22 protein-coding genes are annotated in these 23,602 nt (G+C 72.0%); 15 read left to right on the top strand and 7 right to left on the bottom strand.

Translation table 11 applies throughout. The features are described from left to right. Nucleotides 1-7: 7 nt before the first annotated feature. Genes IE317_RS27255 through IE317_RS27245 form a run of 3 tightly spaced genes read left to right on the top strand, consistent with a single transcriptional unit; the run spans nucleotide 8 to nucleotide 2,608 of the window. Nucleotides 8-1,234 (top strand): sensor histidine kinase, encoded by a 1,227-nt coding sequence (locus tag IE317_RS27255; RefSeq protein WP_191314200.1) that lies wholly within the window; start codon nucleotides 8-10, stop codon nucleotides 1,232-1,234. After that, entirely contained in the window at nucleotides 1,231-1,884 is a 654-nt protein-coding gene (locus IE317_RS27250) for a response regulator (RefSeq protein ID WP_191314199.1), read from the top strand. The genes IE317_RS27255 and IE317_RS27250 overlap by 4 nt, the downstream gene beginning before the upstream one ends. Before the next feature lie 19 nt (nucleotides 1,885-1,903). Further along, nucleotides 1,904-2,608, top strand: a complete 705-nt coding sequence (locus IE317_RS27245; RefSeq protein WP_191314198.1) for a class I SAM-dependent methyltransferase — start codon at nucleotides 1,904-1,906, stop codon at nucleotides 2,606-2,608. 3 nt (nucleotides 2,609-2,611) lie between these two features. On the opposite strand, the gene IE317_RS27240 is transcribed toward IE317_RS27245, so the two are convergent. Genes IE317_RS27240 through cysD form a run of 3 tightly spaced genes read right to left on the bottom strand, consistent with a single transcriptional unit; the run spans nucleotide 2,612 to nucleotide 5,758 of the window. Further along, nucleotides 2,612-2,980, bottom strand: a complete 369-nt coding sequence (locus IE317_RS27240) for a VOC family protein (RefSeq protein ID WP_191314197.1) — start codon at nucleotides 2,978-2,980, stop codon at nucleotides 2,612-2,614. Between the two features lie 34 nt (nucleotides 2,981-3,014). Then, nucleotides 3,015-4,826 (bottom strand): adenylyl-sulfate kinase, encoded by a 1,812-nt coding sequence (gene cysC, locus IE317_RS27235; protein WP_191314196.1) that lies wholly within the window; start codon nucleotides 4,824-4,826, stop codon nucleotides 3,015-3,017. Continuing rightward, the gene (cysD, locus tag IE317_RS27230; RefSeq protein WP_191314195.1) at nucleotides 4,826-5,758 is read right to left on the bottom strand and encodes a sulfate adenylyltransferase subunit CysD; all 933 of its coding nucleotides are present in this window, start codon (nucleotides 5,756-5,758) and stop codon (nucleotides 4,826-4,828) included. Before cysD ends, cysC begins: the two co-directional genes overlap by 1 nt. Nucleotides 5,759-5,797: 39 nt before the next feature. Between cysD and IE317_RS27225 the strand changes: the two genes are divergently transcribed. The 4 genes from IE317_RS27225 to IE317_RS27210 are packed head-to-tail and all read left to right on the top strand — an operon-like array spanning nucleotide 5,798 to nucleotide 9,418. Further along, nucleotides 5,798-6,277, top strand: a complete 480-nt coding sequence (locus IE317_RS27225) for a nuclear transport factor 2 family protein (RefSeq protein WP_191314194.1) — start codon at nucleotides 5,798-5,800, stop codon at nucleotides 6,275-6,277. Further along, on the top strand, nucleotides 6,274-7,464 hold the full coding sequence (locus IE317_RS27220; protein ID WP_191314193.1) for a hypothetical protein: 1,191 nt from the start codon (nucleotides 6,274-6,276) through the stop codon (nucleotides 7,462-7,464). Before IE317_RS27225 ends, IE317_RS27220 begins: the two co-directional genes overlap by 4 nt. Continuing rightward, complete coding sequence (locus IE317_RS27215) at nucleotides 7,461-8,249, top strand: SDR family oxidoreductase (protein ID WP_191314192.1); 789 nt, start codon at nucleotides 7,461-7,463, stop codon at nucleotides 8,247-8,249. The genes IE317_RS27220 and IE317_RS27215 overlap by 4 nt, the downstream gene beginning before the upstream one ends. An 8-nt stretch (nucleotides 8,250-8,257) precedes the next feature. After that, on the top strand, nucleotides 8,258-9,418 hold the full coding sequence (locus tag IE317_RS27210; RefSeq protein ID WP_191314191.1) for a sulfotransferase family protein: 1,161 nt from the start codon (nucleotides 8,258-8,260) through the stop codon (nucleotides 9,416-9,418). A 32-nt stretch (nucleotides 9,419-9,450) separates the two neighbouring features. Here the strand turns inward: IE317_RS27210 and IE317_RS27205 are convergent, their stop codons facing one another. Next, nucleotides 9,451-10,650 carry a glycosyltransferase gene (locus IE317_RS27205; protein WP_191314190.1) on the bottom strand — a complete coding sequence of 400 codons (1,200 nt, stop codon included), beginning with the start codon at nucleotides 10,648-10,650 and terminating at the stop codon, nucleotides 9,451-9,453. Nucleotides 10,651-10,691: 41 nt separating this feature from the next. On the opposite strand from IE317_RS27205, the gene IE317_RS27200 reads away from it, so the two are divergent. Beyond that, complete coding sequence (locus IE317_RS27200; protein WP_191314189.1) at nucleotides 10,692-11,321, top strand: TetR/AcrR family transcriptional regulator; 630 nt, start codon at nucleotides 10,692-10,694, stop codon at nucleotides 11,319-11,321. Here the strand turns inward: IE317_RS27200 and IE317_RS27195 are convergent. Beyond that, nucleotides 11,318-12,985, bottom strand: coding sequence for a GGDEF domain-containing protein (locus IE317_RS27195; protein ID WP_191314188.1), 1,668 nt, complete (start codon nucleotides 12,983-12,985; stop codon nucleotides 11,318-11,320). The genes IE317_RS27200 and IE317_RS27195 overlap by 4 nt on opposite strands. A gap of 128 nt (nucleotides 12,986-13,113) precedes the next feature. Between IE317_RS27195 and IE317_RS27190 the strand changes: the two genes are divergently transcribed. Beyond that, nucleotides 13,114-13,461 (top strand): ArsR/SmtB family transcription factor, encoded by a 348-nt coding sequence (locus tag IE317_RS27190; RefSeq protein WP_191314187.1) that lies wholly within the window; start codon nucleotides 13,114-13,116, stop codon nucleotides 13,459-13,461. Further along, nucleotides 13,458-14,093, top strand: coding sequence for an SRPBCC family protein (locus IE317_RS27185; RefSeq protein ID WP_191314186.1), 636 nt, complete (start codon nucleotides 13,458-13,460; stop codon nucleotides 14,091-14,093). The genes IE317_RS27190 and IE317_RS27185 overlap by 4 nt, the downstream gene beginning before the upstream one ends. Here IE317_RS27185 and IE317_RS27180 read toward each other — a convergent pair. Next, entirely contained in the window at nucleotides 14,090-14,443 is a 354-nt protein-coding gene (locus tag IE317_RS27180; RefSeq protein ID WP_229902938.1) for a PASTA domain-containing protein, read from the bottom strand. The genes IE317_RS27185 and IE317_RS27180 overlap by 4 nt on opposite strands. Nucleotides 14,444-14,506: 63 nt before the next feature. Between IE317_RS27180 and IE317_RS27175 the strand changes: the two genes are divergently transcribed. From IE317_RS27175 to IE317_RS27155, 5 genes are all read left to right on the top strand, one after another. Then, the gene (locus IE317_RS27175; protein WP_191314185.1) at nucleotides 14,507-16,069 is read left to right on the top strand and encodes a deoxyguanosinetriphosphate triphosphohydrolase family protein; all 1,563 of its coding nucleotides are present in this window, start codon (nucleotides 14,507-14,509) and stop codon (nucleotides 16,067-16,069) included. 256 nt (nucleotides 16,070-16,325) lie between these two features. Continuing rightward, nucleotides 16,326-19,241, top strand: a complete 2,916-nt coding sequence (locus tag IE317_RS27170; RefSeq protein WP_191314184.1) for a S8 family serine peptidase — start codon at nucleotides 16,326-16,328, stop codon at nucleotides 19,239-19,241. Nucleotides 19,242-19,416: 175 nt separating this feature from the next. Then, nucleotides 19,417-20,064: an acVLRF1 family peptidyl-tRNA hydrolase gene (locus IE317_RS27165; RefSeq protein WP_191314183.1), complete on the top strand. Its 648-nt coding sequence runs from the start codon at nucleotides 19,417-19,419 to the stop codon at nucleotides 20,062-20,064. 137 nt (nucleotides 20,065-20,201) lie between these two features. Further along, on the top strand, nucleotides 20,202-21,830 hold the full coding sequence (locus IE317_RS27160) for an ABC-F family ATP-binding cassette domain-containing protein (RefSeq protein WP_191314182.1): 1,629 nt from the start codon (nucleotides 20,202-20,204) through the stop codon (nucleotides 21,828-21,830). Between the two features lie 177 nt (nucleotides 21,831-22,007). Next, on the top strand, nucleotides 22,008-22,217 hold the full coding sequence (locus IE317_RS27155) for a helix-turn-helix domain-containing protein (protein WP_003071237.1): 210 nt from the start codon (nucleotides 22,008-22,010) through the stop codon (nucleotides 22,215-22,217). On the opposite strand, the gene IE317_RS27150 is transcribed toward IE317_RS27155, so the two are convergent. Then, nucleotides 22,204-23,556, bottom strand: a complete 1,353-nt coding sequence (locus IE317_RS27150; RefSeq protein WP_191314181.1) for a glycosyltransferase 87 family protein — start codon at nucleotides 23,554-23,556, stop codon at nucleotides 22,204-22,206. The genes IE317_RS27155 and IE317_RS27150 overlap by 14 nt on opposite strands. Nucleotides 23,557-23,602: the final 46 nt, after the last annotated feature.

Here is a 23,602-nt window from a genome sequence, read left to right as displayed (position 1 = left end):
TCGGCCGGTGCGCATCCTCCGGCCGTTGACGAGCAAGGCGACCTACCGCCGCTGGGTCTACCTCGTCCTCGGCGGCGCCATCAGCGTGCCCTACCTGCTGTTCGCCGCGGTCGCCGTGCCGGCGCTGCTGCCGTTCGTCACGACGCTGGAGCAGGCCACCGTCGTCGGCGGCCTGCTCACCCTGGCCGTCCTCGGCGGGACGGCGTTCCTGCCCGCCGTGCACGTCCTCGAGTCGACCGCCGTCCGCGAGCTGCTCGACGACCCGGTGCCGGACGCGCCCGCGAAACCGCACACCCGCCCAGGCCGGCGGCGCGCGGCCGTGATGTTCGTGCTGCACGTCGGCGCCGGGTTCGTCGTCAGCTGCTTCAGCCTCGCCGCGCCGGTCGCGGTCGGGCTGTCGATCAGTGCCGTCTTCACCGGGCGGCTCTTCCAAACCGACGAGGGGGAGGCCGTCACCGTGCCGACGGGCTGGGCCTCGGTGTGGCTGCCGGTGGTCTTCGGAGCGGGTGTGGTGCTGCTGGTCTACGCCGTCGGCGCGGCGGGCGGGCTGCTGCGCCGGGCCGCGACCGGGCTGCTCGGCACGACCGCCGCCGACCGGATCGCCCGGCTCGAACGGCGGACCGAGCAGCTCGCCGAACGCAACCGCCTGGCCAGGGAGCTGCACGATTCGGTCGGGCACGCGCTCAGCGTCGTCACCCTGCAGGCCGGCGCCGCCCGGCGGACGCTGCGCACCGACCCTGACTTCACCGAACGCGCGCTCGGCGCCATCGAGGAGTCCGCCCGCACCGCGCTCGACGACCTCGACCACGTCCTCGGCCTGCTGCGGGAGGAAGCGCCGGGCCGGACACCGCAGCCGACGCTGACCGCGCTGCCGTCACTCGTCGAAACGACCCGGCTCGCGGGCACCGACGTGACGGCCGACCTCGGCGGTGATCTGGCCGCGGTGCCGCCGGTGGTGTCGCGCGAGGTGTACCGGATCCTGCAGGAATGCCTGACCAACGCGGTCCGGCACGCCGGTAGGGTCCCGGTGACGGTGGTCGTCGCGGTCGCGGCGCACGAGCTCCGCGCGCGGGTCGCCAACCCGCTGGGGAGCGGAACGCGCCGGCCCGGCGGTGGCCGGGGGCTGCGGGGGATGGCCGAGCGGGTGGCGGTGCTGGGCGGCGAGCTGTCGGCGGGGCCGGTGGACGGGCAGTGGGAGGTCGTGGTGCGGGTGCCGTGGGGGAGCGGGCGATGAGCGTCGGCGTGCTGCTGGTGGACGACGAACCGCTGATCCGGGCCGGGCTGAAGGCGATCGTCGACAGTGAACCCGGGCTCGCCGTGCTCGGCGAGGCCGCCGACGGTGCCGAAGTGCCCGGGCTGGTCGCCCGGCTGCGGCCCGACGTCGTGCTCATGGACGTGCGGATGCCCGCCGTCGACGGGATCCGGGCCACCACGCACCTGATGTCCACTGTGGACGAGCCGCCGAAGGTCATCGTGGTGACCACCTTCGAGAACGACGAGTACGTCTACGACGCGCTCCTCGCCGGAGCCAGCGGGTTCCTGCTCAAGCGGGCCCGGCCGGAGGAGATCGTCGCCGCGATCCGGACCGTCGTGGCCGGGGATTCGCTGCTGTTCCCGACGGCGATCCGGCGGCTGGCCGCCCAGCACGCGCCCGCCCCGGCCGGCGACGGCCTGGCCAACGCCGGATTGACCGAACGCGAGCGCGAGGTGCTGCGGCTGATGGCCGGCGGACTGTCCAATGTGGAGATCGCGGGCGAGCTGTACCTGGGCGTCCAGACGGTGAAGACCCACGTGGGCAACGTGCTCGCGAAACTCGGCGCGCGCGACCGCACCCAGGCGGTGATCCGGGCGTACGAATCGGGCTTCGTGGCACCGTCACGCTGATTCGGGCACCATGGGCCGCGTGACTGCCGCATACGACGACTTCGCCGGCGCCTACACGGCGGAGAACGAAACCAGCCTGATGAACGCCTACTACGAGCGGCCCGCGACCCTCGCGCTCGTCGGTGACGCGGCCGGACGCCGGATCCTCGACGCCGGCTGCGGGTCCGGTCCGCTGTTCGCGGCGCTGCGGGACAAGGGCGCCGTCGTCAGCGGGTTCGACCAGAGCGCCGCCATGGTGGCGCACGCGAGAACGCGGCTCGGCGCCGACGCGGACCTGCGGGTCGCCGACCTGACCGACCCGCTGCCGTACCCCGACGCCGAGTTCGACGACGTCGTGGCGTCCCTGGTACTGCATTACCTGCGCGACTGGGACCCGGTGCTCGCCGAGTTCCGGCGCGTGCTCAAGCCCGGCGGCCGGCTGATCGCCTCGGTCAACCACCCGATGATGATCAACCTGACCCACCGCCACGAAGGCCCGCGGCCGGACTACTTCGAGGCCTACACCTGGACCGACGAGTTCGAGCTCCACGGCGAAAAAGCGCGGATGACGTTCTGGAACAAGCCGCTGCACGCGATGACCGACGCCTTCACCGCGGCCGGTTTCCGGATCGCCGTCATCAGCGAACCGCACCCGGTCCCGGAGGCCCGGGAGCTGTTCCCCGGCGACTTCGAAATCCTCGACACCTTCCCGAGCTTCCTGTTCTTCGTCCTGGAAGCCGGGTAGGCCTCAGTCGAGGCAGAACTCGTTGCCCTCGATGTCCTGCATGTTCTGGCACGACTCGTTTTCCTCGTCGGCGAGCAGCAGCTGCCCGCGGACCGCGCCGAGCTTCTCCAGCCGCGCGCACTCGGCCTCGAGAGCGGCCAGCCGCTCTTCGCCGACGAGCCCGGTGCCGACCCGGACGTCGAGGTGCACCCGGTTCTTGACGACCTTGCCTTCGGGGACGCGCTGGAAGTACAGCCGCGGGCCCACGCCCGCCGGGTCGACGCAGGCGGTGTCCCCCTGCAGCTCGTACCCCAGCACCTCGCACCAGAACCGGGCGACCCGCTCGGGATCCGCGCAGTCGAAGGTGACCTGGACCTGCCTGACCGACGTCATGCCGCCCAGCCTAGGTGCCGGAAGCAACCGGATTTCAGCCGAGGTCGTCGAGCAGGGCCTGGATCGCCGCCGCCATCGCCGCCGGGTCGCCGTCGCCGGGGCGCAGCACCAGATCGGGCGACGACGGGCGCTCGTAAGGCGCGTCGATGCCCGTGAAGCCGCTGATCTCCCCGGCGCGCGCCTTCGCGTACATGCCCTTCGGGTCACGCGCCTCGCACACCTCCAGCGGCGTGTCGACGAAGACCTCCACGAACGGCAGTCCGTCGTGGATCGTCCGCGCCCGGGCGCGATCGGACTCGTACGGGCTGATCAGCGACGCGATCGCCACCACACCCGCGTCCGCGAACAGGCGCGCCACCTCCGCCACGCGCCGGACGTTCTCCGCGCGGTCTTCGGGGCTGAAGCCCAGCCCGGCGTTGAGGCCGTGACGCAGGTTGTCGCCGTCGAGCAGGTACGCCGGGCGGCCCGCCGCGACCAGCCGGCGTTCCAGCTCGACCGCCACCGACGACTTGCCCGACGCCGAAAGCCCGGTCAGCCACACCGTCGCGCCACGGGTGGGGCGGTCTTCGCGCCGCACCGCCGCCGTGTGCCAGACGACGGGGGAGGCGACCGCGCCGGTGATCATGCCCGCCGCGACCGTGTCGCCGGTGTGCTCGTCGACCAGCAGGAAGCCGCCAGTGGCCCGGTTGCGGCGGTAGGGGTCGAACAGCAGTGGCGAGCGCGTGCGCAGCCGGATGCGGCCGATGTCGTTCAAGGACAGCGCTTCCGCTGTCTCGTCGCGGTGCAGGGTGGTGACGTCGAGCCGGTACTCCAGCCGCTCCACCGTGCCCCGCGTCTCGGTGGTCGTGTGGCGCACCGCGTAGGTCGCGCCCGGCCTCAGCGCGGCGCGTTCGGAGAACCAGCAGACCAGGGCGTCGACCTCGCGGGCCGATTCCGCGCGGTTGCCGGGTCGGCACAGCATGGCCCCGCGGCCGAGGTCGAGGTCGTCGGCCAGCTCCACGGCCACCGCCTGGCCCGTGAAGGCCTCGGAAAGGGGTTGCCCGCCCGGGCCCCACACCGCGCGCACCTTCGACGTGAACCCCGACGGCAGCGCCACGACCTCGTCACCCGGCTTGAACACGCCGCCGGCGATGGTGCCCGCGTAGCCGCGGAAGTCGGACCGGCGGATCACGTACTGCACCGGGAACCGCGCGTCGATGAGGTTGCGGTCGGAGGCGACGTGCACTTCTTCCAGCTGGTGCAGCAGCGAAGTGCCCTCGTACCACGGCATGCTCGCGCTGCGGTGGACGACGTTGTCGCCGTGCAGCGCGGAAACCGGGACGAACGTCAGATCGGCGACGTCGAGTTTCATCGCGAACCGGCGGAAGTCTTCGCGGATCTCGGCGAACCGCTCCGGCGACCACTCGACGAGGTCCATCTTGTTCACGCACACCACGAGGTGCCCGATCCCGAGCAGCGACGCGAGGAACGCGTGCCGCCGCGACTGCTCCAGCACGCCCTTGCGCGCGTCGACGAGGATCAGCGCCAGGTCGGCGGTGGACGCGCCGGTCACCATGTTGCGGGTGTACTGCAGGTGGCCCGGGGTGTCCGCGATGATGAACTTGCGTTTGGGTGTGGCGAAGTAGCGGTGGGCGACGTCGATGGTGATGCCCTGCTCGCGTTCGGCGCGCAGGCCGTCGGTGAGCAGCGCGAGGTCCGGGTAGTCCTCGCCGCGGTCCCGGCTGGCGCGTTCGACGGCGGCGAGCTGGTCGGTGAAGATGGCCTTCGAGTCGAACAGCAGCCGCCCGATCAACGTGGACTTGCCGTCGTCCACGCTCCCGGCGGTGGCGATCCGCAGCAGCTGCATCAGAAGTAGCCCTCCCGCTTGCGGTCTTCCATGCCGGCTTCGGAAATCCGGTCGTCGGCGCGGGTCGCGCCGCGTTCGGTGACGCGGGTGGCGGCCACCTCGGCGACCACTTCGGACGGTGTCGCCGCCGACGATTCGACGCAGCCGGTGCAGGTGGCGTCGCCGACCGTGCGGAAGCGCACGGTCGCCTCGTACGGCGTCTCGCCGTCCACAAGGGACAGGAAACGCGTGGCCGCCAGCAGCATGCCGTCGCGCTGGACGACGGAACGCCGATGGGCGTAGTACAACGGCGGCAGGGCGATCCGCTCGTCGCGGATGTACTGCCAGATGTCCAGCTCGGTCCAGTTCGACAGCGGGAAGACGCGGATGTGCTCGCCGCGCCGGTGCCGCCCGTTGTAGAGGTTCCACAGCTCCGGGCGCTGCGCCCGCGGGTTCCACTGGCCGTGCTCGTCGCGGAAGCTGAACACGCGCTCCTTCGCGCGGGCCTTCTCCTCGTCGCGGCGGGCACCGCCGAACACGGCGTCGAACCCGCCCTCGCGGATGGCCCGCAGCAGCGTCACCGTCTGCAGCCGGTTGCGGCCGGCGCCCGGCCCGGTCTCCTCGACGACGCGGCCGGCGTCGATGTCGTCCTGCACCCTGGCCACCTCGAGACGCAGGCCGAGGGCGGCGACGGTCTCGTCGCGGAACCGGATCACTTCGTCGAAGTTGTGGCCGGTGTCGACGTGCAGCACCGGGAACGGCAGCGGCGCCGGCCAGAACGCCTTCGCGGCCGCGTGCAGCATCACCACCGAGTCCTTGCCGCCGGAGAAGAGCAGGACCGGCCGCTCGAAGGTCGCCGCGACTTCGCGGAAGACGTGCACGGCCTCCGCTTCGAGCGCGGCGAGGTGCGAGAGCTCGTACGAGGTCACGGACACCGGAAAAAAGTAGAACATGTTCTTGTCTTTGGTCAAGCCGTGCGGGACGCTAGGGGCATGGACCTGGTCGTACTCGAAGAGATCAAGCGGCTGAAGTACCGGTACCTGCGCGGGGTGGACCTGAAGCTGTGGGACCAGGTGGCCGACACCTTCACGGTCGACGCCACGGCCGACTACGGGACCCGCGCGGTCGGGAGTGGGGGCAAGCAGTTCGAGGGCCGCGACGCCATCGTCGAGTTCCTCACCCAGAGCCTCGGCAACGGCATCATCACGGTGCACCACGCAGCTCAGCCGGAGATCGAGGTCGACGGCGACACCGCGACCGGGCGGTGGTCGTTCACCGACAAGGTCATCGTGCCCGACCACAAGGTGATCATCGAGGGCGCCGCGTTCTACGAGGACACCTACCGCCGCGACCACGACGGCGCCTGGCGGATGTCGCACATCGGGTACGTCCGGACCTACGAATCGATGATGTCCTGGGACGCCATTCCCGGCTACCGGCTGCTCGCGAACCGCTGGGCTGTCCCGGCATGATCGAGAACGAGTTCTCGTTGACCCGGCCGTTCGCCGACGCCATCGTCGAGGCCGAGAAGCTGATCGCCGAAGCCCCGCCCGCGCAGACCGAACAGGGCCTTCTGGAGGGGTACGACTACCTCGCCGGCAGCATCCGGGCGTCGCTGCAGATGGCCTGGGCCTACCAGCGCGACTTCCCGTACTTCACCGCGTCGACCGGGCCGTACACGAAGATGGGCCTGGACAACCCGGACACGCTGTACTTCAACGCGAACATCCGCGACGACCGCGAGTACCTGGTCACCGGGGTCCGCGGGACGACCGCCGACCTGAGCTTCCAGATCCTCAACGGCGACTACTCGCCGGTGGAGGTGCCCGACAGCCTCGCCGCGTTCGACGACCGGCAGCTCAAGATCGGCCCGGACGGCCGGTTCGAGCTGCGCTTCGGCCCGGCCCGCGACAACCCGCCGCCGAACTACTTCGTCCTCGGCGCGGGCTCGTCGATGCTCGTCGTGCGCGAGGTCTACAGCGACTGGGCCACCGAACGACGGGGCGAGATCCGCATCCGGTGCGTCGACACGGCGGGCCAGGCGCCGCCGGTGCCGGACCGGTCCGCGCTGGCCAAGCGCTACGGCGTCACCGGCAAAATCCTGCTCAGCCGGCTCAAGACCTTTCTCGCGTTCCCGAAGTGGTTCTACGACAACCTGCCGGTGAACACGATGACCGAGCCGCGCTCCACACCGGGCGGGCTCACCACGCAGTTCTCCTCGGCCGGGCACTACGAGCTCGGCCCCGAAGAGGCGATGATCGTCACCGTGCCGCGCTGCCCGGACGCGCCGTACCAGGGCATCCAGCTCGGCAGCCTCTGGTACGTCTCGCTCGACTACATCAACCACCAGACGAGCCTGACCGCCGACCAGGCGCGGGTCGACCCGGACGGCAAGATCCGGTTCGTGCTCGCCGAGCGCGACCCCGGGCTGGCGAACTGGCTGGAGCTGACCGGGCACGACCGCGGGTACGTCCAGATCCGCTGGCAGCGGCTCGCCCGCGACCTCGGCCCGGACGACGGCCCGGTCGTCGAGGTGGTCAAGACCGACGAGCTGCCCGACCGGCTGCCCCACCACGCCGACGCGCGGGTGACGCCGGAGCAGTGGGCGGCGCGGATCGCGGCCCGGCAGGACGCCGTCGCCGCCCGGATGCTGGGGTGAGCGTGTCCGATCTGCTGCAAGGCAAAGTGGTCGTGGTCTCGGGTATCGGCCCGGGGCTCGGCCGGTCGATCGCCGTGCGCAGCGCGCAGGCCGGCGCGGACGTCGTGCTCGCCGCGCGCACCGAGTCTCGGCTGAGCGAGGTCGCGAAGGAGGTGACCGACCTCGGCCGCCGGGCGGTCGCGGTCCGCACCGACATCGACGACGCGGACTCCGCGGCGAACCTGGTGCGTGAGGCGGTGGAGGCGTTCGGCCGGGTGGACGCGGTGGTGCACAACGCCTTCGCCGTCCCGCCGCTGACCGATCTGGCCACTGTGGACCTCGACGCCGTCCGCGCGGGGTTCGAGACGGCGGCGATCTCGGTGCTCCGGCTGACCCGGTTGTTCCTGCCCGCGCTCAAGGAGAGCAAGGGCTCGCTGGTGATGATCAACTCGGCCGTGCTGCGGCATTCGCGGCGAACCTTCGGGGCCTACAAGATGGCGAAGTCGGCGCTGCTTTCGCTGTCCCAGAGCCTCGCCAGCGAGCTGGGGCCGGACGGCGTGCGCGTCAACACCGTGGCGCCCGGGTACATCTGGGGGCCGAACCTCCAGTGGTACTTCGCCTACCTGGCCAAGGAACGCGGCGTCACACCGGAGGACGTCTACAACGAAACGGCGTCCACCATAGACCTGCGCAAACTGCCGGAGCCCGACGAGATCGCCGATGCCGTGGTGTTCCTCGCCTCGCCGATGGCACGGGCGATCACCGGGCAGTGCCTCGACGTCAACGGCGGCGAGTACCACCACTAGGAGGGTTCATGCTCCCCGGCCGGGAAGACGTCGGCACCTTCGACGACCTGCACGCCTCGGCGTCGAAGCTCACCGGGCTCGGCGACTTCGGCGCGGACGAGTACGCCGAAGGCCTGCGCGTGCTGCTGGAGTCGTACGAGGCCGACGAGGAACTGACGCCGTACGGCAACAAGGTGCACCGGGCGATGCTGCGCGGCGCCTTGGTGGCGCGGCTGCTGAGCGAGGCGTCGTGGAAGCAGAACCCGGCGTACGCCGACGTCCGCATCGAGCGGCCGATTTTCGTCACGGGGCTGCCCCGCACCGGCACGACGGCCCTGCACCGGCTGCTCGCCGAGGACCCGGCACACCAGGGGCTGGAAGTGTGGCTCGCCGAGGTCCCGCAGCCGCGGCCACCGCGGGACGCGTGGGCGGACAACCCGATCTTCCAGGGGATCCAGGCCGGGTACGAGCGCCACCACGTCGAGCACCCGGAGTTCATGGGCGTCCACCACATGTCCGCCGACCAGGTGGAGGAGTGCTGGCAGCTGCTGCGCCAGTCGATGCGGTCGGTGTCCTTCGAGTGCCTCGCGCACCTGCCGCGGTACTCGCGCTGGCTGGCCAAGCAGGACTGGACGGACGCCTACGCCCGGCACAAGCGCAACCTGCAGCTGATCGGGCTGCCGGACGCGGGCAAGCGCTGGGTGCTCAAGAACCCCAGCCACCTCTTCGCGCTGGACGCGCTGATGGCGAACTACCCGGACGCGCTGGTCGTCCAGACGCACCGGGCGCCGAGCACGATCATGGCGTCGATGTGCAGCCTGGCCGAGAAGGCCGCGGACGGCTGGTCCACGAAGTTCCGCGGCGAGGTGATCGGGCGCGGGCAGCTCGAGCTGTGGGCGCGCGGAGCCGACGAGTTCGGCTGGGCCCGGGCGCGGCACGACCCGGCGCAGTTCTGCGACGTGCGGTACGAGGACTTCGTCGCGGACCCGATCGGCACGGTGTCCATTGTGTACGACCACTTCGGACTGGAGTTCACGCCGGAGGCGCGGGCGGCGATGACGTCGGTGCACGAAGCGAGCCGCACCGGGGAGCGCAAACCGGTGCACCGGTACCGCCTGGCGGACTTCGGCCTGACACCCGAAGAGGTCGACGAGCGCTTCGCAAGCTACCTCTCCGCCCACGGCTCGTGAGTGAGAAACAGGGTCAGAACCCTGTTTCTCACTCACGAGCCCGTCGTGATGAGCTTGGCGACTTCGGCCATCGGGGGTGCGGCGGCCATTTCGGTGGCCAGCTCGCGCGCGCGGGTGCGGTAGCGCGGGTCGGTCAGGACCTTGCGGACGTCACGCCGCAGGGTCCGCGGTGAAGCCTTCGCACGGGCGCGGCCGATCCCCGCGCCGGACCAGGTGACCCGGGCCGCGACGTCGCGCTTGTCTTCGCTGGCCCCGACCACGACCAGCGGCACGCCGTAGCGGAGGGCGTGGTTGACCCCGCCGTACCCGCCGTTGGTGACCATGGCGGCGCAGCGGGGGAGCAGCTCGTCGTAGGGCAGGAGGTCGGCCACCCGGACGTTGTCCGGCAGCGGACCCGGCCGCAGCGGCGTGCCGCACGTCGTCACCACGACCAGGACGTCCTCGCCGGCCAGGGCGTCGATGGCGGGTTCGACGAGCCGGCCGAGGTCGTCGTTCGCGACCGTTCCCTGGGTCACGTGCACGACCGGCCGGTCGCCGTCCAGGTCGGCCCACCACGGCGGCAGCGGGTGCTCGCTCACCGCACTGACCGTCGTCGGGCCGATGAAGTGCAGCGGCACGCCCTCGCGCGGGTACTCGAAGCCCGGGCAGGTCATCTGCAGGACGCCGTCGCTGTGCAGCGGCCAGTCCGTGAAGAGCATGCCCGGGTCGCCGCCGAGCAGCTCCTTCGCCAGCTTCTGCGCGGGCCCGGTCATCCACGGCGTGAGCGCCTTGAGGATCGCGGCGCGCAGCGGGTGCCCGGGCGGGCCGCTCGGAACGGGCGGCATGAACGGCAGGAAGCCGAGCGTCAGCAGGCGCGGCCGCCGTTCCCGGCGGACCAGGGCCAGCCCGGCCGGCATCAGCGGATCGCACAGGATGACGTCGGCTTCGTGCCGGTCGATGACGCCGAGCTGGTGCGGCATCGCGCGGACGAAGTTCGCGAGCTCGAAGCGGGCGAGCTCCAGGCCGCGCTTCCCGGCGCGGCCCGGGATCGTGCCGTCCAGGTCGGTTTCGTCGAAGTCGGCCGCCGGCGGCAGGAGGTCGACGGTGGCGCCCAGCTTCTCGAACGTCTCCCGGTGGCGTGCCCCGGTGACGACGGTGACCTCGTGCCCGCCGGCGGCCAGCGCCTCGACGATCGGCTTGGTGGGCCCGACGTGGCCGCGCGCGGGCTGCACGCAGACGAGTACCCGGGTCATGGTTCCCCCTCAATTGACCGATACGATGTACTATCCAATTGATGACGATACCCGAAGGCGCGCGGCGCCGTTATGCCTCACCGGTGCGCGAAGGCCGCGCGCGCCGGACCCGGGCCCACGTGGTGGCGACGGCGGGGAAGCTGTTCGCCGCGCGCGGCTACGCGGGCACGAGCATGCGGCAGATCGCCGCGGAGGCGGGGGTGAGCCTGGAAACGGTGACGCAGGCGGGCCGCAAACCGCAGCTGCTGCTGGCCGCGTTCCGGGCCGGCTTCGCGGGCGACCCGGACGCGGTGGACCTGGACGCCTTGGCGGGCCCGGCCGGACCGGCGGACCTGCCGTCGGTGGTCGCCCGCGTCGCGGCGGGGGTACGCGATTCGTTGCCGATCTGGCGCGCGTTCACGACGGCGGCCGCGGCGGACGCGGAGGTGGCGGCGGTCCGGGCCGAGCTCGCGGTGCTGCGCCGCGCGGAGATCGTGGAGCGGCTTTCGGCGGCGGGACTGGCATCCGAAGGGGCGTCGGCCGGGCGCTTGGCCGACGCGATCGGGTTGATCACCTCGCACGAGGCCTACGACCACTTGACGACGGTGTGCGGGTGGGCGCACGAGGAGTACGTGACTTGGGCGGCGCTGACGATCCCGGCTCAGCTGGCCCTCGACTGGCCGCCGGGTTAGCCGACCGCGGCCCGCAACCCGCGGGTTCCGATGCCGCGCAGCACTTCCACCCGCTCCGCGCCCGGGCGGCTCAGCACCCAGCTCGACCCCGGCACCGCCTTCGCGCGCTTCTTCAACGGCGCCAGCAACCGCGAAACGTCCTGGTACGAACCGATCGCGCCACTCGCGCAGACCAGCGTCGCCAGCGAGACGGTCACCGGCAGGCCGTCGGCCGACCAGGACCGGTCCAGCAACGCTCCCGCCACCGTCGCGATTTCGTCGACATCGCACACCACCAGGAAGTCGTCGCCGCCCACGTGGCTCACGCGCATGCGCCGCAACCCGCCGGCCAGCTCCGTCAGTGCCGCGCCCATCTCGCGGATCAGGTTGTCGCCCGCCGCGAAGCCCGCCGTGTCGTTGACCGCCTTGAACCCGTCGATGTCGAGCCAGGCCGCCACGAACGGCTCGCCGATGGTGATGCGGCGGGCCACGTCGCGGGCGATCGTGTCGCTGCCCGGCAACCGTGTCAGCGGGTTCAGCGCCGCGGCCGCCTCGACCTTCGCCTCCGCGACGCCTCGGACCACCTCGGTCACCAGCACCACGCCGAGGCAGCGGCCGAGCTCGTCGACCACGACCACGTCGTCGCCGGTGCGGCCCCAGTCCGCGTCGGTGACCAGCTCGAGGAACTCCATCGCGCCGGCGCGGGCCTCGATCGTGTGCGGGGTGTCCGCGAGGCGGGCCGCCGGGCGCTTCGCGTGCAGCGCGTGCCCGTACGGGCCGGTGACCGCGACCAGGAACCGGGTCCGGTCGACCGACCAGCGCGGCCGGTTCAGCTCGTCCACCCCGACCACGCCGCTCGGTGCGTCGGCCGCCGCCAGCACCGCGCGGACTTCGTCGCACGTCGCCGATTCCGGCAGGGTCGTCGCCGGGCGGAGGAAGTCGCCGACGCAGGGTGCCGGGGCGCCGGTCGAAGGGCGGGCGCGCGTGAGCAGCGCCGGCGCCGGGCCGGCGGCCGTCGGCGGCGCAAGGAGGTGCCCCTGCGCGATCCGCACGCCCAGGTTGCGGACGGCGTCGAGCTGCGCGTCGGTCTCGACGCCGGTCGCGACCAGCCGCGTGCCGGTGCGGTTCGTGTAGTGCAGCAAGGCCTCGGCCACGGCGACCGAAGCGGGGTCGTCCGGCAGCCCGCGCAGCACGGTCCGGTCGAGCTTGACCAGGTCGATCGGCGCCTCGACCAGCAGGCCCAGCGGCAGGTCTCCGCGGCCGAGGCCGTCGAGGGCGAGCCGGAAGCCGAGCTCGGTGAGCTCCCGCATGCCGGCGAGCGCGCGGCCGGGCGGCAGCGGCGCGAACGGCGGGCCGATCTCCAGCACGACGTCGCGGGTGCGGCGGCCGGCCTGACCGAGCGCCTCGAGGAGGCCCTCGTACATCGACGGCGGCGCGGCCAGGGTGCGGGCGGAGAGGTTCAGGTGCAGGGGGAGCGACGTCGGGTCTTCCGCGTCCTGCCGGACGGCGGCGACCGCGAGCCCGACGTCGGCCTCGGCGAGCCTGCCGTCGCGGCGCGCCTGCGCGAGCAGCTCGGGGACGGTGCCGCGGCCGGGCCTGGCCAGCGCTTCGTGCGCCACGACACCTCCCGTGTGGAGGCTGTACAGCGGCTGGAAGGCGAAGCGGACCGCGCGTGGCGACTTCACGGCCTCGATCGTCGCGGGTCGCGCGGCGGAGCGGAACCGATGTCGGCTGATGTTCACCGGGGGTTACCCACATCGGCCCATTTGTTTCAGGGTTGACTTATATAAGTGGATACTTGTAGCTTGGCCGGGTGCACGCCTTCGACGTCCTCGGCGACCCGGTCCGCCGCCGGATCCTCGAGCTGCTGGCCGACGGCGAACGGGCCGCCGGTGCGGTGACCGAGGTGATCCGGGCCGAGTTCGGCATCTCGCAGCCGGCGGTGTCGCAGCACCTGAAGGTGTTGCGGGACAACGGCTTCGCGGTCGTCCGCCAAGACGGGACCAGACGGCTGTACGCGGTCGGCCACGCCCCGCTGCGCGACGTCGACGTCTGGCTCGACCGGTTCCGCCGGTACTGGACGCCGCCGCTGGACGCGCTGGCCACCGAAATCGCCCGCGGCAAGCGCGAGCGCCGCCTCAACCAAGGAGAAGGTTCGTGATCGACGTCAGCCACCAGATCAGTGCCGTCCGCCGGACGCTCGGCGACCGGGTGCTCGAGGGGAAGGAGGCCCGCGTCCTCACGATCAGCCAGGTCTACGACACCGACCTCGCCGACCTGTGGGACGCGTGCACGAACCCCGAGCGCATCCCCCGCTGGTTCCTGCCGGTCAGCGGGGAGCTCGAGGTCGGCGGGAAGTACCAACTGGAGGGCAACGCCGGCGGCACGATCGAGCGCTGCGACCCGCCGAAGAGCTTCGCCGCCACCTGGGAGTTCGGCGGCAACGTCAGCTGGATCGAGGTTCGCCTGACGCCGGAAGGTCCGGGCACGCGGTTCGAACTGGAGCACGTGGCGCACGTCGACGACCGCTGGGACGAGTTCGGCCCGGGTGCGGTCGGCATCGGCTGGGACGGGGCGCTGGTCGGCCTGGTGCTGCACCTGCGCGCGCCGGGAACGGCCGTCGACCCCGAGGCGGCGATGGCCTGGATGATGTCGCCCGACGGCATCCGGTTCATGACCGCTTCGAACGAGGCGTGGTACGAGGCCGACGTGGCGGCGGGCGCCGACCCGGCCAAGGCCCGGGCGGCGGCCGACCGCACGCTCAAGGCGTACACGACTCCGCCGGAGGCTTAGCGGTCGTCGTACTTGACCGCCGTCAGGGTGATCACCGCGTCCGGGGCGACTTCCGTGCCGGCCGGCGGGTCCTGGGCCGTCTGGCGCCAGTTGCGGTCGATCACCAGCGCGCGGCCCTGGCCGGTGCCGTCGACCTCGCGGAGGTTGTAGAGCCCGGCCTGCTGCATCGCGTTCTGGGCGTCCTGGTGGTTCATGCCCGAAACGTCCGGGACCTTGATCCGTTTCGCCGGAGCCGAGGTGGAGGCCGAAGTCGAAGTCGAGGTCGTCGTGCCCGGGTTGCCGGGCGGGGCGCCGCAGGCGACCGGGGCGAAGGCGAGGACCGCGAGTGCCGTGACGATGCGTCGGGACATGCCTGCGGAGTACCCACGCGCCTGCCCGCCGTTCAGGTGAACCTGGCGGCTAGGGTCGGGCGCATGGATCAGGAGACCGACCCGCGGACGGCCCGGCGCGACCCCGTGGCGAACGTCGGCGGGTTCACCGACCTGGCGACCAGCCCCTTCCGGATCGACCGCGACCGGATCGCCGCCTCCCCCTTCTTCGCGCGGCTCGGCGGCGTGACGCAGGTGGTCAGCGCCGGCGGGGCCGGGCTGCTGCACAACCGGCTCACCCACAGCCTCAAGGTCGCGCAGGTCGCCCGCGCGATCGCCGAGCGCATCACCAGCGGGCCCGACGCCGGGCTGGCCGACAAGCTCGGCGGCTGCGACCCCGACGTCGCCGAGGCCGCCGCGCTCGCCCACGACCTCGGGCACCCGCCGTTCGGGCACCTCGGGGAGCAGACGCTCGACCGGATCGCCCGCCACCGCTTCGGCCTCGCCGACGGCTTCGAGGGCAACGCGCAGACGTTCCGGATCATCACCACGACCGACGTCCGCGGGCCGTCGGCGATCGGGCTGGACCTGACCGCCGCGGTGCGCGCGGCCGTCCTCAAGTACCCGTGGCTGCGGCTGCACCACCCCGCGCCGCACCCGTCGGAGCTGGCCGTGCCGCCGCGCGGGGCGGGCGAGCCGGGCGACCTGCCGGGCACCGGCGCGGCCAAGTTCTCCGCCTACGCCACCGAACTCGACGACTTCGAGCAGGCCCGCGCGGCCTTCGCCGGCCGCGTCGAAGGCTGGCAGCAGACGGTCGAAGCGTCCGTGATGGACACCGCCGACGACATCGCCTACGCCATCCACGACCTCCAGGACTTCCACCGCATCGGCGTCCTGCAGCACGCGCCGGTCGCCGCGGAGCTGGGGGAGTGGCTCGAGCACGCGGTCGAACTGGCGTCGCTGGACGACGAGACGCTGCACGCGGACCTGCGCCGCCCGGGCCGGTCGCTGGAGCGCCTCCGCCGCCGCATGCACGCCAAGGACGCGTGGATCGTCGACGACGACGCGTTCGCCGCCGCCGTCGCGCGGGTGCGCGCGGAGCTGGTCGACGGGCTGCTGGCCGGTGAGTTCGACGGCTCGATCGAGGCCGAGCAGGCCACGGCGGCGTTCTCCGCGAACTGGACGGCCCGCCTGGTCGACGGCGTGTTCCTGCTGCCCTCGCCGTCCACCCGCACCGGGCACGTCTCGCTGCGGCCCGCGCAGTGGCATGAGGTCCAGGTGCTCAAGTTCGTGCACCGCCGGTTCGTGCTGCTGCGCCCGGATCTGGCGCTGCACCAGCGCGGCCAGGCCGGGGTGGTGACGAGCCTGGTCGACGCGCTCGACGCGTGGCTGCTCGACCGCGACGAGGTGTCCCGCCTGCCGCGCCGGCTGCACGACCTGGTCGAGCTGGCCCGCGCGGAGTACGCGGGGCTGGCGCGCTCGGCGCCGGAGCTGCTGGTGGGGGCGACCGGCGAGCCGGTGACGGGGGCGGACGCGGTGCGCGGGCTCGCGCGCGGCCGCGCGGTGGTCGACTTCGTGGCCTCGCTCACGGACAAGCAGGCGGTGACGCTGCTGGACGCGTTGTCCGGGCGGGCCGCGCAGCCGTGGTCGGATTCCTTCGTGCTCTGAGGGGCGGCGATTGTGGACTCCCGGCCCGTGGACCCCCTTGCGGCCGAGCGGTTGTCCGGTGTGTGTCCGGTGACCGGTTCGCGACTGCGCTGAACGGCCTACGTCATCCGGCCCATTCGGGAAATTATCCGTCCTTTGTCACTCGAACGGCTGATGTTTACGGAGAACTCGCGGTACTTAGCTGGATCCAGCCGGTGATCACCGGCGATCGGTCAGCGTGAGTCGGGGCACGCGCCTGGAGAATCGGAGGGCGCCCGTGCGTCGTACCCGTTCCAACAGATCGAGAACCACCGTCCTGACCGCCGGGGCCGCGGCACTGCTCGCCGCCCTCGGCCTCGTGTCGCCGCCCGCCGCGGGCGCCGCGACCGCGTCCACACCGGACAGCTTCAGCGAAACCGCGCAACAGCAGATCGCCGCCCTGCAGGCGGTCAAGGCGGGCCGCACCGCCACCGAGTCCAAAGTAGACAGCAAGCTGCTGGTCGCCGAAAAGGGACTGGGGAAGCAGCTGACCGCGCTGCAGTCCGGCGTGAGCGCCGGCGGCACCGTCGTCGTCGACATCCGCGCGAGCAAGGTCTCGCCGGACCTGCTCGCCGGGCTCACCAAGGCCGGGGCGGGCATCCGCGCGGTGTCCGACCGCTACGGCAGCGTCCGCGCCGAGGTCCCGGTCGGCAAGGTGAGCGAGATCGCCGCGCGCGGCGACGTCCAGCGCGTCGAACAGGCCGACCAGGCGATGACCGCCCGCGAGCTGGCCACCCCGGCGACGACGGGCAAGGAGCAGGCCCCGGCCGAAACCAAGCAGCAGAAGGCCGATCGCATCGCCGGCGAGCTGCAGAAGGCCATGGCCGCCAAGACCCAGCGCAGTGCCGCCGCGGCCGCGCCGCTGGTCAGCGAAGGTGACCGCGCCCACAACGCCGACCTCGCGCGCCAGCAGTTCGGCGTCACCGGCGTCGGGGTCAAGGCATGTGCGCTGTCCGACGGCGTCGACTCCCTGGCCGCTTCGCAGGCCAAGGGCGAACTCCCGCCGGACGTCGACGTCATCGCCGGCCAGGAGGGCGACGGCGACGAGGGCACCGCGATGCTCGAGATCATCCACGACCTCGCGCCCCGCGCCGCGCTCGGCTTCGCGTCGGCCTTCAACTCGGACGCCAGCTTCGCGGACAACATCCGCAAGCTGCGCTTCGAGTCGCACTGCGACGTCATCGTCGACGACGTCATCTACTTCAAGGAATCGCCGTTCCAGGACTGGATCATCGCCCAGGCCGTGAACGACGTGACCGCCGACGGCGCGCTGTACTTCTCGTCGGCGGGCAACGAAGGCAACGTCGCCAGCGGCACCGCCGCGCACTGGGAAGGCGACTTCGTCGACTCCGGCAAGTCGGTCGGCAAGTTCGCCGGCACCGCGCACAACTTCGCCGGCGCGGCGGGCAACCAGATCTACGAGCCGATCTCGAACGCGTCCTCGGCCGGCGTCCCGGTGACGCTGCACTGGTCGGACCCGCTCGGCGCGTCCGCGAACGACTACGACCTCTACCTGCTCAACTCCGCGGGCGCGGTCGTCAGCTTCAGCCAGGACGTCCAGACCGGCACCCAGGACCCGTACGAGCGCGTCACGACACCGGCCCTCGGCGGGACCGGGTTGCGCCTGGCCATCGTGAAGTTCTCGGGCCAGAACCGCTACCTGTCGCTGTCCGCCCTGCGGGGCCGGTTCTCCGACTCGGCCGACGGGCTCAAGGCCTACAACACCCCGGGCGTGACGGTCGGCCACTCGGCCGCGCGGGACGCCTTCAGCGTCGCGGCGGCCCCGGCGGCCAAGGCGTTCGGCCGGGCACTGGAACCGGGCGACCCGGCCAACCCGGCGGGCCCGTACCCGGGCTCGTTCAGCGGCGCCACCAAGGCCGAGCGGTTCAGCTCCGACGGCCCGCGCCGCGTGTTCTACGAGGCGAACGGCACGCCGATCACCCCGGGCAACGTGTCTTCGACCGGTGGCGAGGTCCGGAACAAGCCGGAGATCACCGCGGCCGACGGCGTCACCACCAGCGTGACCGGGTTCAACCCGTTCTTCGGCACCTCGGCCGCCGCCCCGCACGCGGCCGCGATCGCCGCGCTCGTGCTGTCCGGCAACCCCGGTCTGCCGCCCGCGGAGGTGCGGGAAGCGCTGATCAACACCGCGATCGACATCGAGACCCCGGGCCGCGACAACTTCACCGGGGCCGGCGTCATCCTCGCGGACAAGGTGCTGGCCTACACCGGCGCCAGCCCGCAGCCCCTCGCGGTGGCCAAGCAGCCGACGGTCACCCCGGCCGACGGCGGCTCGGCGCTCGACCCGGGCGACACCGCCAAGGTGACGCTGCCGGTGACCAACGACGGTGACGGCACCGCGGTGTCGACCAGCGTCGTGCTCACCAGCCCGACCCCGGGAGTCACGGTGGCGCCGCGCTCGAAGTCCTACGGCACCATCAGCCCGGGACAGACCGGCGTCAACGACTTCACCATCACCGTCCCGGCGAGCCAGCAGCTCGGCGTGCCGGTGGTGCTGAACGCCCGCGTCACCTTCGCCGGGGCGCACTCGCCGACGACGACGTCGTTCTCGCTGCCGGTCGGCACCCCGTCGCCGGTCGCGCAGGACTTCGCCTACGCCGGCGAGCCGGTGGCGATCCCGGACAACAGCCCGGTCGGCGCGTCGGTGACCATCCCGGTCACCGGGGTCGGCCGCGCGTCCAAGGTGACGTTCTCCGTGGACGGCACGACGTGCAGCACCGACCCGACCTCGACGACGGTGGGGCTCAACCACTCCTACGTCGGTGACCTGGTCGGCACGCTGACGTCGCCGTCGGGGGCGAAGGCCACGGTGTTCCAGCGCAACGGCGGTTCGGGCAAGAACCTGTGCAAGGTCGTCTTCGCCGACAACGCGGCGGCCGCGTTCAGCACGGTGACCTCGGCCAACGCGCCGTTCACCGGCACCTACCGGCCGACGCAGGCCCTGACCGGCAACCTCGCCGGCGCGGTGGCCGACGGCACGTGGACGTTCGGGGTGGTCGACGCGGCCGGCGGCGACGCCGGCTCGATCCGCTCGGTCGCCTTGCACATCAACGGGTTCGTCCAGCCCCCGGCGGCCGGCGCGCCGTCGAACGTGCGGTCCGTGACCAACAACGGGCCGGTTCACCCGCTGTAACTAACCAGGTAGTCCACAACCCGTGTACTAACCGGTGAGTTCAGGCCGGCTGGTAACTCACTGGTTAGTACACGGGCGGACCTGGTAACTCACTGGTTAGTACACAAGAGAATCAACCATCCGGTACGTACAGGGGCCGTCGCGGTGATCGCGGCGGCCCCGTACCGTTTTCCCCGTGAAGCCAAGGGAAGCCGCGGGCGGCGGCCGCACGGTCGAAGTGCCGCCCGAGCGCCTGGCCGGCTTCTTCGCCCGGTTCGCCGAGCGGCACGACGGGATCACCGGCACCGAAGCCACCCCGCACGAGGTCCGGGTGAGCGCGGCCGACGGGGCCACCGCGACCGCGACCGTCCCTTTCGGACCCTTCCTGGTGCTGTCCGTCGAGGATCTGGTCGAGCACGCGCTCCGCCCGCGGACGATCGCGCTCCTGCTCGTCCGGCGCGGCGGGCACAGCGTCGGCATCGCGCGGGACGGCCGGATCGAGGTCTCGCGCACCGACCGGCACCTCGTGCAGGGCCGGTCCGCTGCGGGGGGCTGGTCGCAGCAGCGGTTCGCCCGGCGTCGCGCGGGACAGGCCCGGCACGCGCTCCAGGACGCGGCGAAGGACGTCTTCGAAGTGCTCGTGCCCCGGCTGTCCGAAGTGGATGCCGTGGTGCTCGGCGGGGACCGCCGGGCGCTCGGCGAACTGCGCGAGGACCGGCGGCTGGCGCCCCTGTTCGCCCGTGCGGAACCGCGCGTGCTGGACGTCGGCGAGCCGAGCCGGGCCGTGCTCGAGGAGGCCGCCGTGCGGGCGCTGTCCGTGCAGGTCACGCTGCGCGACGGGTGAAACCGCACACGTCCGGAAAATGCGGTGGACCGCGGCCCGTACACTGGGCTCCGTGGATATCCAGCTGGAGTGACGCCGCAGCCCGCGCGGCTGCTTGATGCTGTCCTCCGTACGCCCCCTTTCCACGGGAGTTCCCCTTGATCACGGCCACCGGCCTTGAGCTGCGCGCGGGTTCGCGCATCCTGCTCAACGGCGTCACCCTCCGCATCCAGCCCGGCGACCGCATCGGTCTCGTCGGCCGCAACGGCGCGGGCAAGACCACCTCGCTGAAGGTCCTCGCCGGCGAAGGCGAGCCGCACGCCGGCGACGTCCGCCGCACCGGCGAGCTCGGCTACCTGCCGCAGGACCCGCGCGAAGGCGACCTGTCGGTCACCGCGAAGGACCGCGTGCTTTCGGCGCGTGGTCTGGACAAGCTGATGCGCGACATGGAGAAGGCGCAGGCCTCGATGGCCGAGCTGGTCGACGAGGCCGCGCGCGACAAGGCCATCAACCGCTACGCCCGGCTCGAAGAGCGCTTCGCTTCCCTCGGCGGGTACGCCGCGGAGAGCGAGGCCGCGCGGATCTGCTCCAACCTCGGCCTCGCCGACCGCGTCCTGGCGCAGACGCTGCAGACGCTTTCCGGTGGTCAGCGCCGCCGCGTCGAGCTGGCGCGGATCCTGTTCGCCGCGGCGGAAGCCGGCGCCGGTGGCAAGTCCGAGACGATCCTGCTGCTCGACGAGCCGACCAACCACCTCGACGCCGACTCCATCAACTGGCTGCGCGGGTTCCTCAAGCAGCACGACGGCGGCCTGGTGGTGATCAGTCACGACGTCGAGCTGCTGGCCGACGTGGTCAACAAGGTCTGGTTCCTCGACGCCACCCGCGGCGAGCTCGACCTGTACAACATGGGCTGGCAGCGCTACCTCGACGCCCGCGCGACCGACGAGAAGCGCCGCCGCCGTGAGCGTGCCAACGCCGAAAAGAAGGCGTCGGCGCTGCAGCAGCAGGCCGCGAAGCTCGGCGCGAAGGCCACGAAAGCCGTGGCGGCCAAGAACATGGCGCGCCGCGCCGAGCAGATGCTGTCGTCGCTCGAGGACACCCGCCAGGCCGACAAGGTCGCCCGGATCAAGTTCCCGGAGCCCGCGCCCTGTGGCCGTACTCCGCTCACCGCGGAGGGCCTCTCGAAGTCGTACGGCTCACTGGAAATCTTCACCGGCGTCGATCTCGCCATCGACCGCGGTTCGAAGGTTGTCGTACTCGGGCTGAACGGTGCGGGAAAGACAACTTTGCTCCGGCTGCTCGGCGGAATGGAAACCCCGGACACCGGATCCGTCGTTCCGGGTCACGGATTGCGTTTGGGCTATTACGCACAGGAACACGAAACTCTTGATCATGATGCGTCGGTGTGGGAAAACATCCGACATCTCGCTCCGGACACCGGCGCGCAGGAGTTGCGGAACCTGCTCGGCTCGTTCCTCTTCACCGGCGAACAACTCGACCAGCCCGCCGGAACGCTTTCCGGCGGCGAGAAGACCCGGCTGGCGCTGGCGGGCCTGGTCTCCAGCGCTGCCAACGTGTTGCTGCTCGACGAGCCCACCAACAACCTCGACCCGGCCAGCCGCGCGCAGGTCCTGGACGCCTTGCGCAGCTTCTCCGGTGCCGTCGTCCTGGTGACGCACGACCCCGGCGCGGTCGAGGCGCTGGAGCCCGAGCGGGTCATCCTGCTGCCCGACGGCACCGAGGACCACTGGTCGGCGGACTACCTCGAACTTGTCCAGCTTGCGTGACGGTGCGTCCATTCGGGTGCAAGATCACTCGCCGTAGAGCACTGGAATGGCCCAATGTGATCGCAATTTCGGCTGTTTCCCGGCTGTCGTCTGGCATTCCGGCGCTCAGTGTTCGATCATTGCCCCGGCAGGGGCCGATATGTGGCCCAGAACACTCTCGGCGGGAAGGCGATCGACGTGGCTGATCTCAAGAAAGGCGCGCGGATCACCGGCAACACGCGCGACAAGCTGGCCGCTGACCTGAAGAAGAAATACGAGAAGGGCTCGAGCATCCGGGCGCTCGCGGAGTCGACGGGGCGGTCCTACGGGTTCGTCCACCGGGTGCTGTCGGAGTCGGGCGTCCAGCTGCGGGGGCGCGGCGGGGCCACCAGGGTCAAGAAGAAGTAGTCGCGGACTGCTGCGCGGGGGGCGCAGCGGGAACTTCGGCCACGCGGAACGCCAGGTGGGCCCCGAGCAGGACCAGCGGGTACACGAGGTAGCCGTACCGGGTGGCCGGGGTGAGCAGGATCAACGCGCCGAGTCCGACGGCGATGCGCAGCAGTGCGGCGGAGCCGTTCGCGGGGGGCCGGCGCACCAGCCAGCCGATCATCGCCACGGCCGCGGCGCCGACGAGCACGAACGCCGCCACCTGCCCGATCGGGCCGGTCTCGGCGATCAGGTGGCCCGGCAGCGGGCTGGCCGCGGGCGACCGCACGACGCCCATGCCGAGCGGGAACCGGAAGACGTGCTCGACGAACGCCGCCGGATCCACCAGGTACACCGGCAGGTGCAGGGCGGCCGTCGTCGCCACCAGCGCCGCCGCGAACCGCCCCAATGCCGCCCAGTCGGCCCCGTTCCCGCGGCGCACCAGCACGAGCACGGCGAGGACCGCGGCCGCGGGCGCGACGATGAGCTTCGCGCTGACGACCAGCGCCAGCACCAGGCCCGACCAGGCGACCCGCCCGGTGGCCGCGAGCGCGCAGCTGAGCACCAACAGGCCGACGATGGCCAGGTCCGGTCCGGCCACGGCCCAGGTGAGCGCGGTGAGCGGGCAGGCCAGCGCGAGCTGCGCGGCGCCGACCGGCACCCGGGGCCACTTCAGCAGCTTCAGCGTGCCCAGCACGCACGCGCAGGCGGCCAGGGCGAACATCCAGCGGGCGTCGGTCAGCGCGTCGGTCACCGGGGTGCCGCCCAACAGCGCCCGCGGCAGGCCGAAGACCGCCATCACCGGCCCGTAGGGGGTGTAATCGTTTACCACCGGGGGCCGGCCGAGCGCGGTGACGTCGACGTACGGGGTCCCGTGGTGCAGCAGCAGATCCGCGGACCGCTCGATCACCCAGACCTCGGGCTGCGCGGCCCACGAGACCGGCGTGATCAGCCAGTCCACCCCGGTCAGGCGGCGAATCACCAGAAGTGCCAACGGGAGGATCATCGCCAACAGTGCGACCGCGGCGATGCCGCACCAGCGTGAACCGAATACGCCACGCGGGGTACGTCCGCTTCGTGCGGACAGCAGCAGGTATCCGCTGTGCACCACGCCGAAGCCGTACGCCGCGGTCGCGAAGTTGCCCCAGACGCGGTAGCCGTAGAACTCCGACACCAGTGCGGTGATCAGCGCGAACGCCAGGCAGACCAGGGAGAACCCCAGGTCCCAGCGCAGGGGCGCGGCCTCCGTGGTGCGCGACGGTGCCGTGAAGAGCCGGGCCGCGCGCCGCCATGCGGGCGCTCGGCCCACCTCCGTTTCCACGTCGCCAGGCTACCGAGGGGTCCTCGCCCGGTTCAGCCGACGTCGC

It is taken from the genome of Amycolatopsis bullii (assembly GCF_014654205.1).
In the GTDB taxonomy this organism is placed as follows: Bacteria; Actinomycetota; Actinomycetes; order Mycobacteriales; family Pseudonocardiaceae; genus Amycolatopsis; species Amycolatopsis plumensis.
Note: the sequence above shows the minus strand (reverse complement) of the source record. Positions and strands in the feature narration are given on the sequence as shown.

Coding starts and splice junctions, on each gene's coding strand:
- IE317_RS27250 (WP_191314199.1), top strand. CDS start 1,231: ATGAGCGTCGGCGTGCTGCTGGTGGACGACGAACCGCTGATCCGGGCC.
- IE317_RS27240 (WP_191314197.1), bottom strand. CDS start 2,980: ATGACGTCGGTCAGGCAGGTCCAGGTCACCTTCGACTGCGCGGATCCC.
- cysC (WP_191314196.1), bottom strand. CDS start 4,826: ATGCAGCTGCTGCGGATCGCCACCGCCGGGAGCGTGGACGACGGCAAG.
- cysD (WP_191314195.1), bottom strand. CDS start 5,758: ATGTTCTACTTTTTTCCGGTGTCCGTGACCTCGTACGAGCTCTCGCAC.
- IE317_RS27225 (WP_191314194.1), top strand. CDS start 5,798: ATGGACCTGGTCGTACTCGAAGAGATCAAGCGGCTGAAGTACCGGTAC.
- IE317_RS27220 (WP_191314193.1), top strand. CDS start 6,274: ATGATCGAGAACGAGTTCTCGTTGACCCGGCCGTTCGCCGACGCCATC.
- IE317_RS27210 (WP_191314191.1), top strand. CDS start 8,258: ATGCTCCCCGGCCGGGAAGACGTCGGCACCTTCGACGACCTGCACGCC.
- IE317_RS27205 (WP_191314190.1), bottom strand. CDS start 10,650: ATGACCCGGGTACTCGTCTGCGTGCAGCCCGCGCGCGGCCACGTCGGG.
- IE317_RS27200 (WP_191314189.1), top strand. CDS start 10,692: ATGACGATACCCGAAGGCGCGCGGCGCCGTTATGCCTCACCGGTGCGC.
- IE317_RS27180 (WP_229902938.1), bottom strand. CDS start 14,443: ATGTCCCGACGCATCGTCACGGCACTCGCGGTCCTCGCCTTCGCCCCG.
- IE317_RS27175 (WP_191314185.1), top strand. CDS start 14,507: ATGGATCAGGAGACCGACCCGCGGACGGCCCGGCGCGACCCCGTGGCG.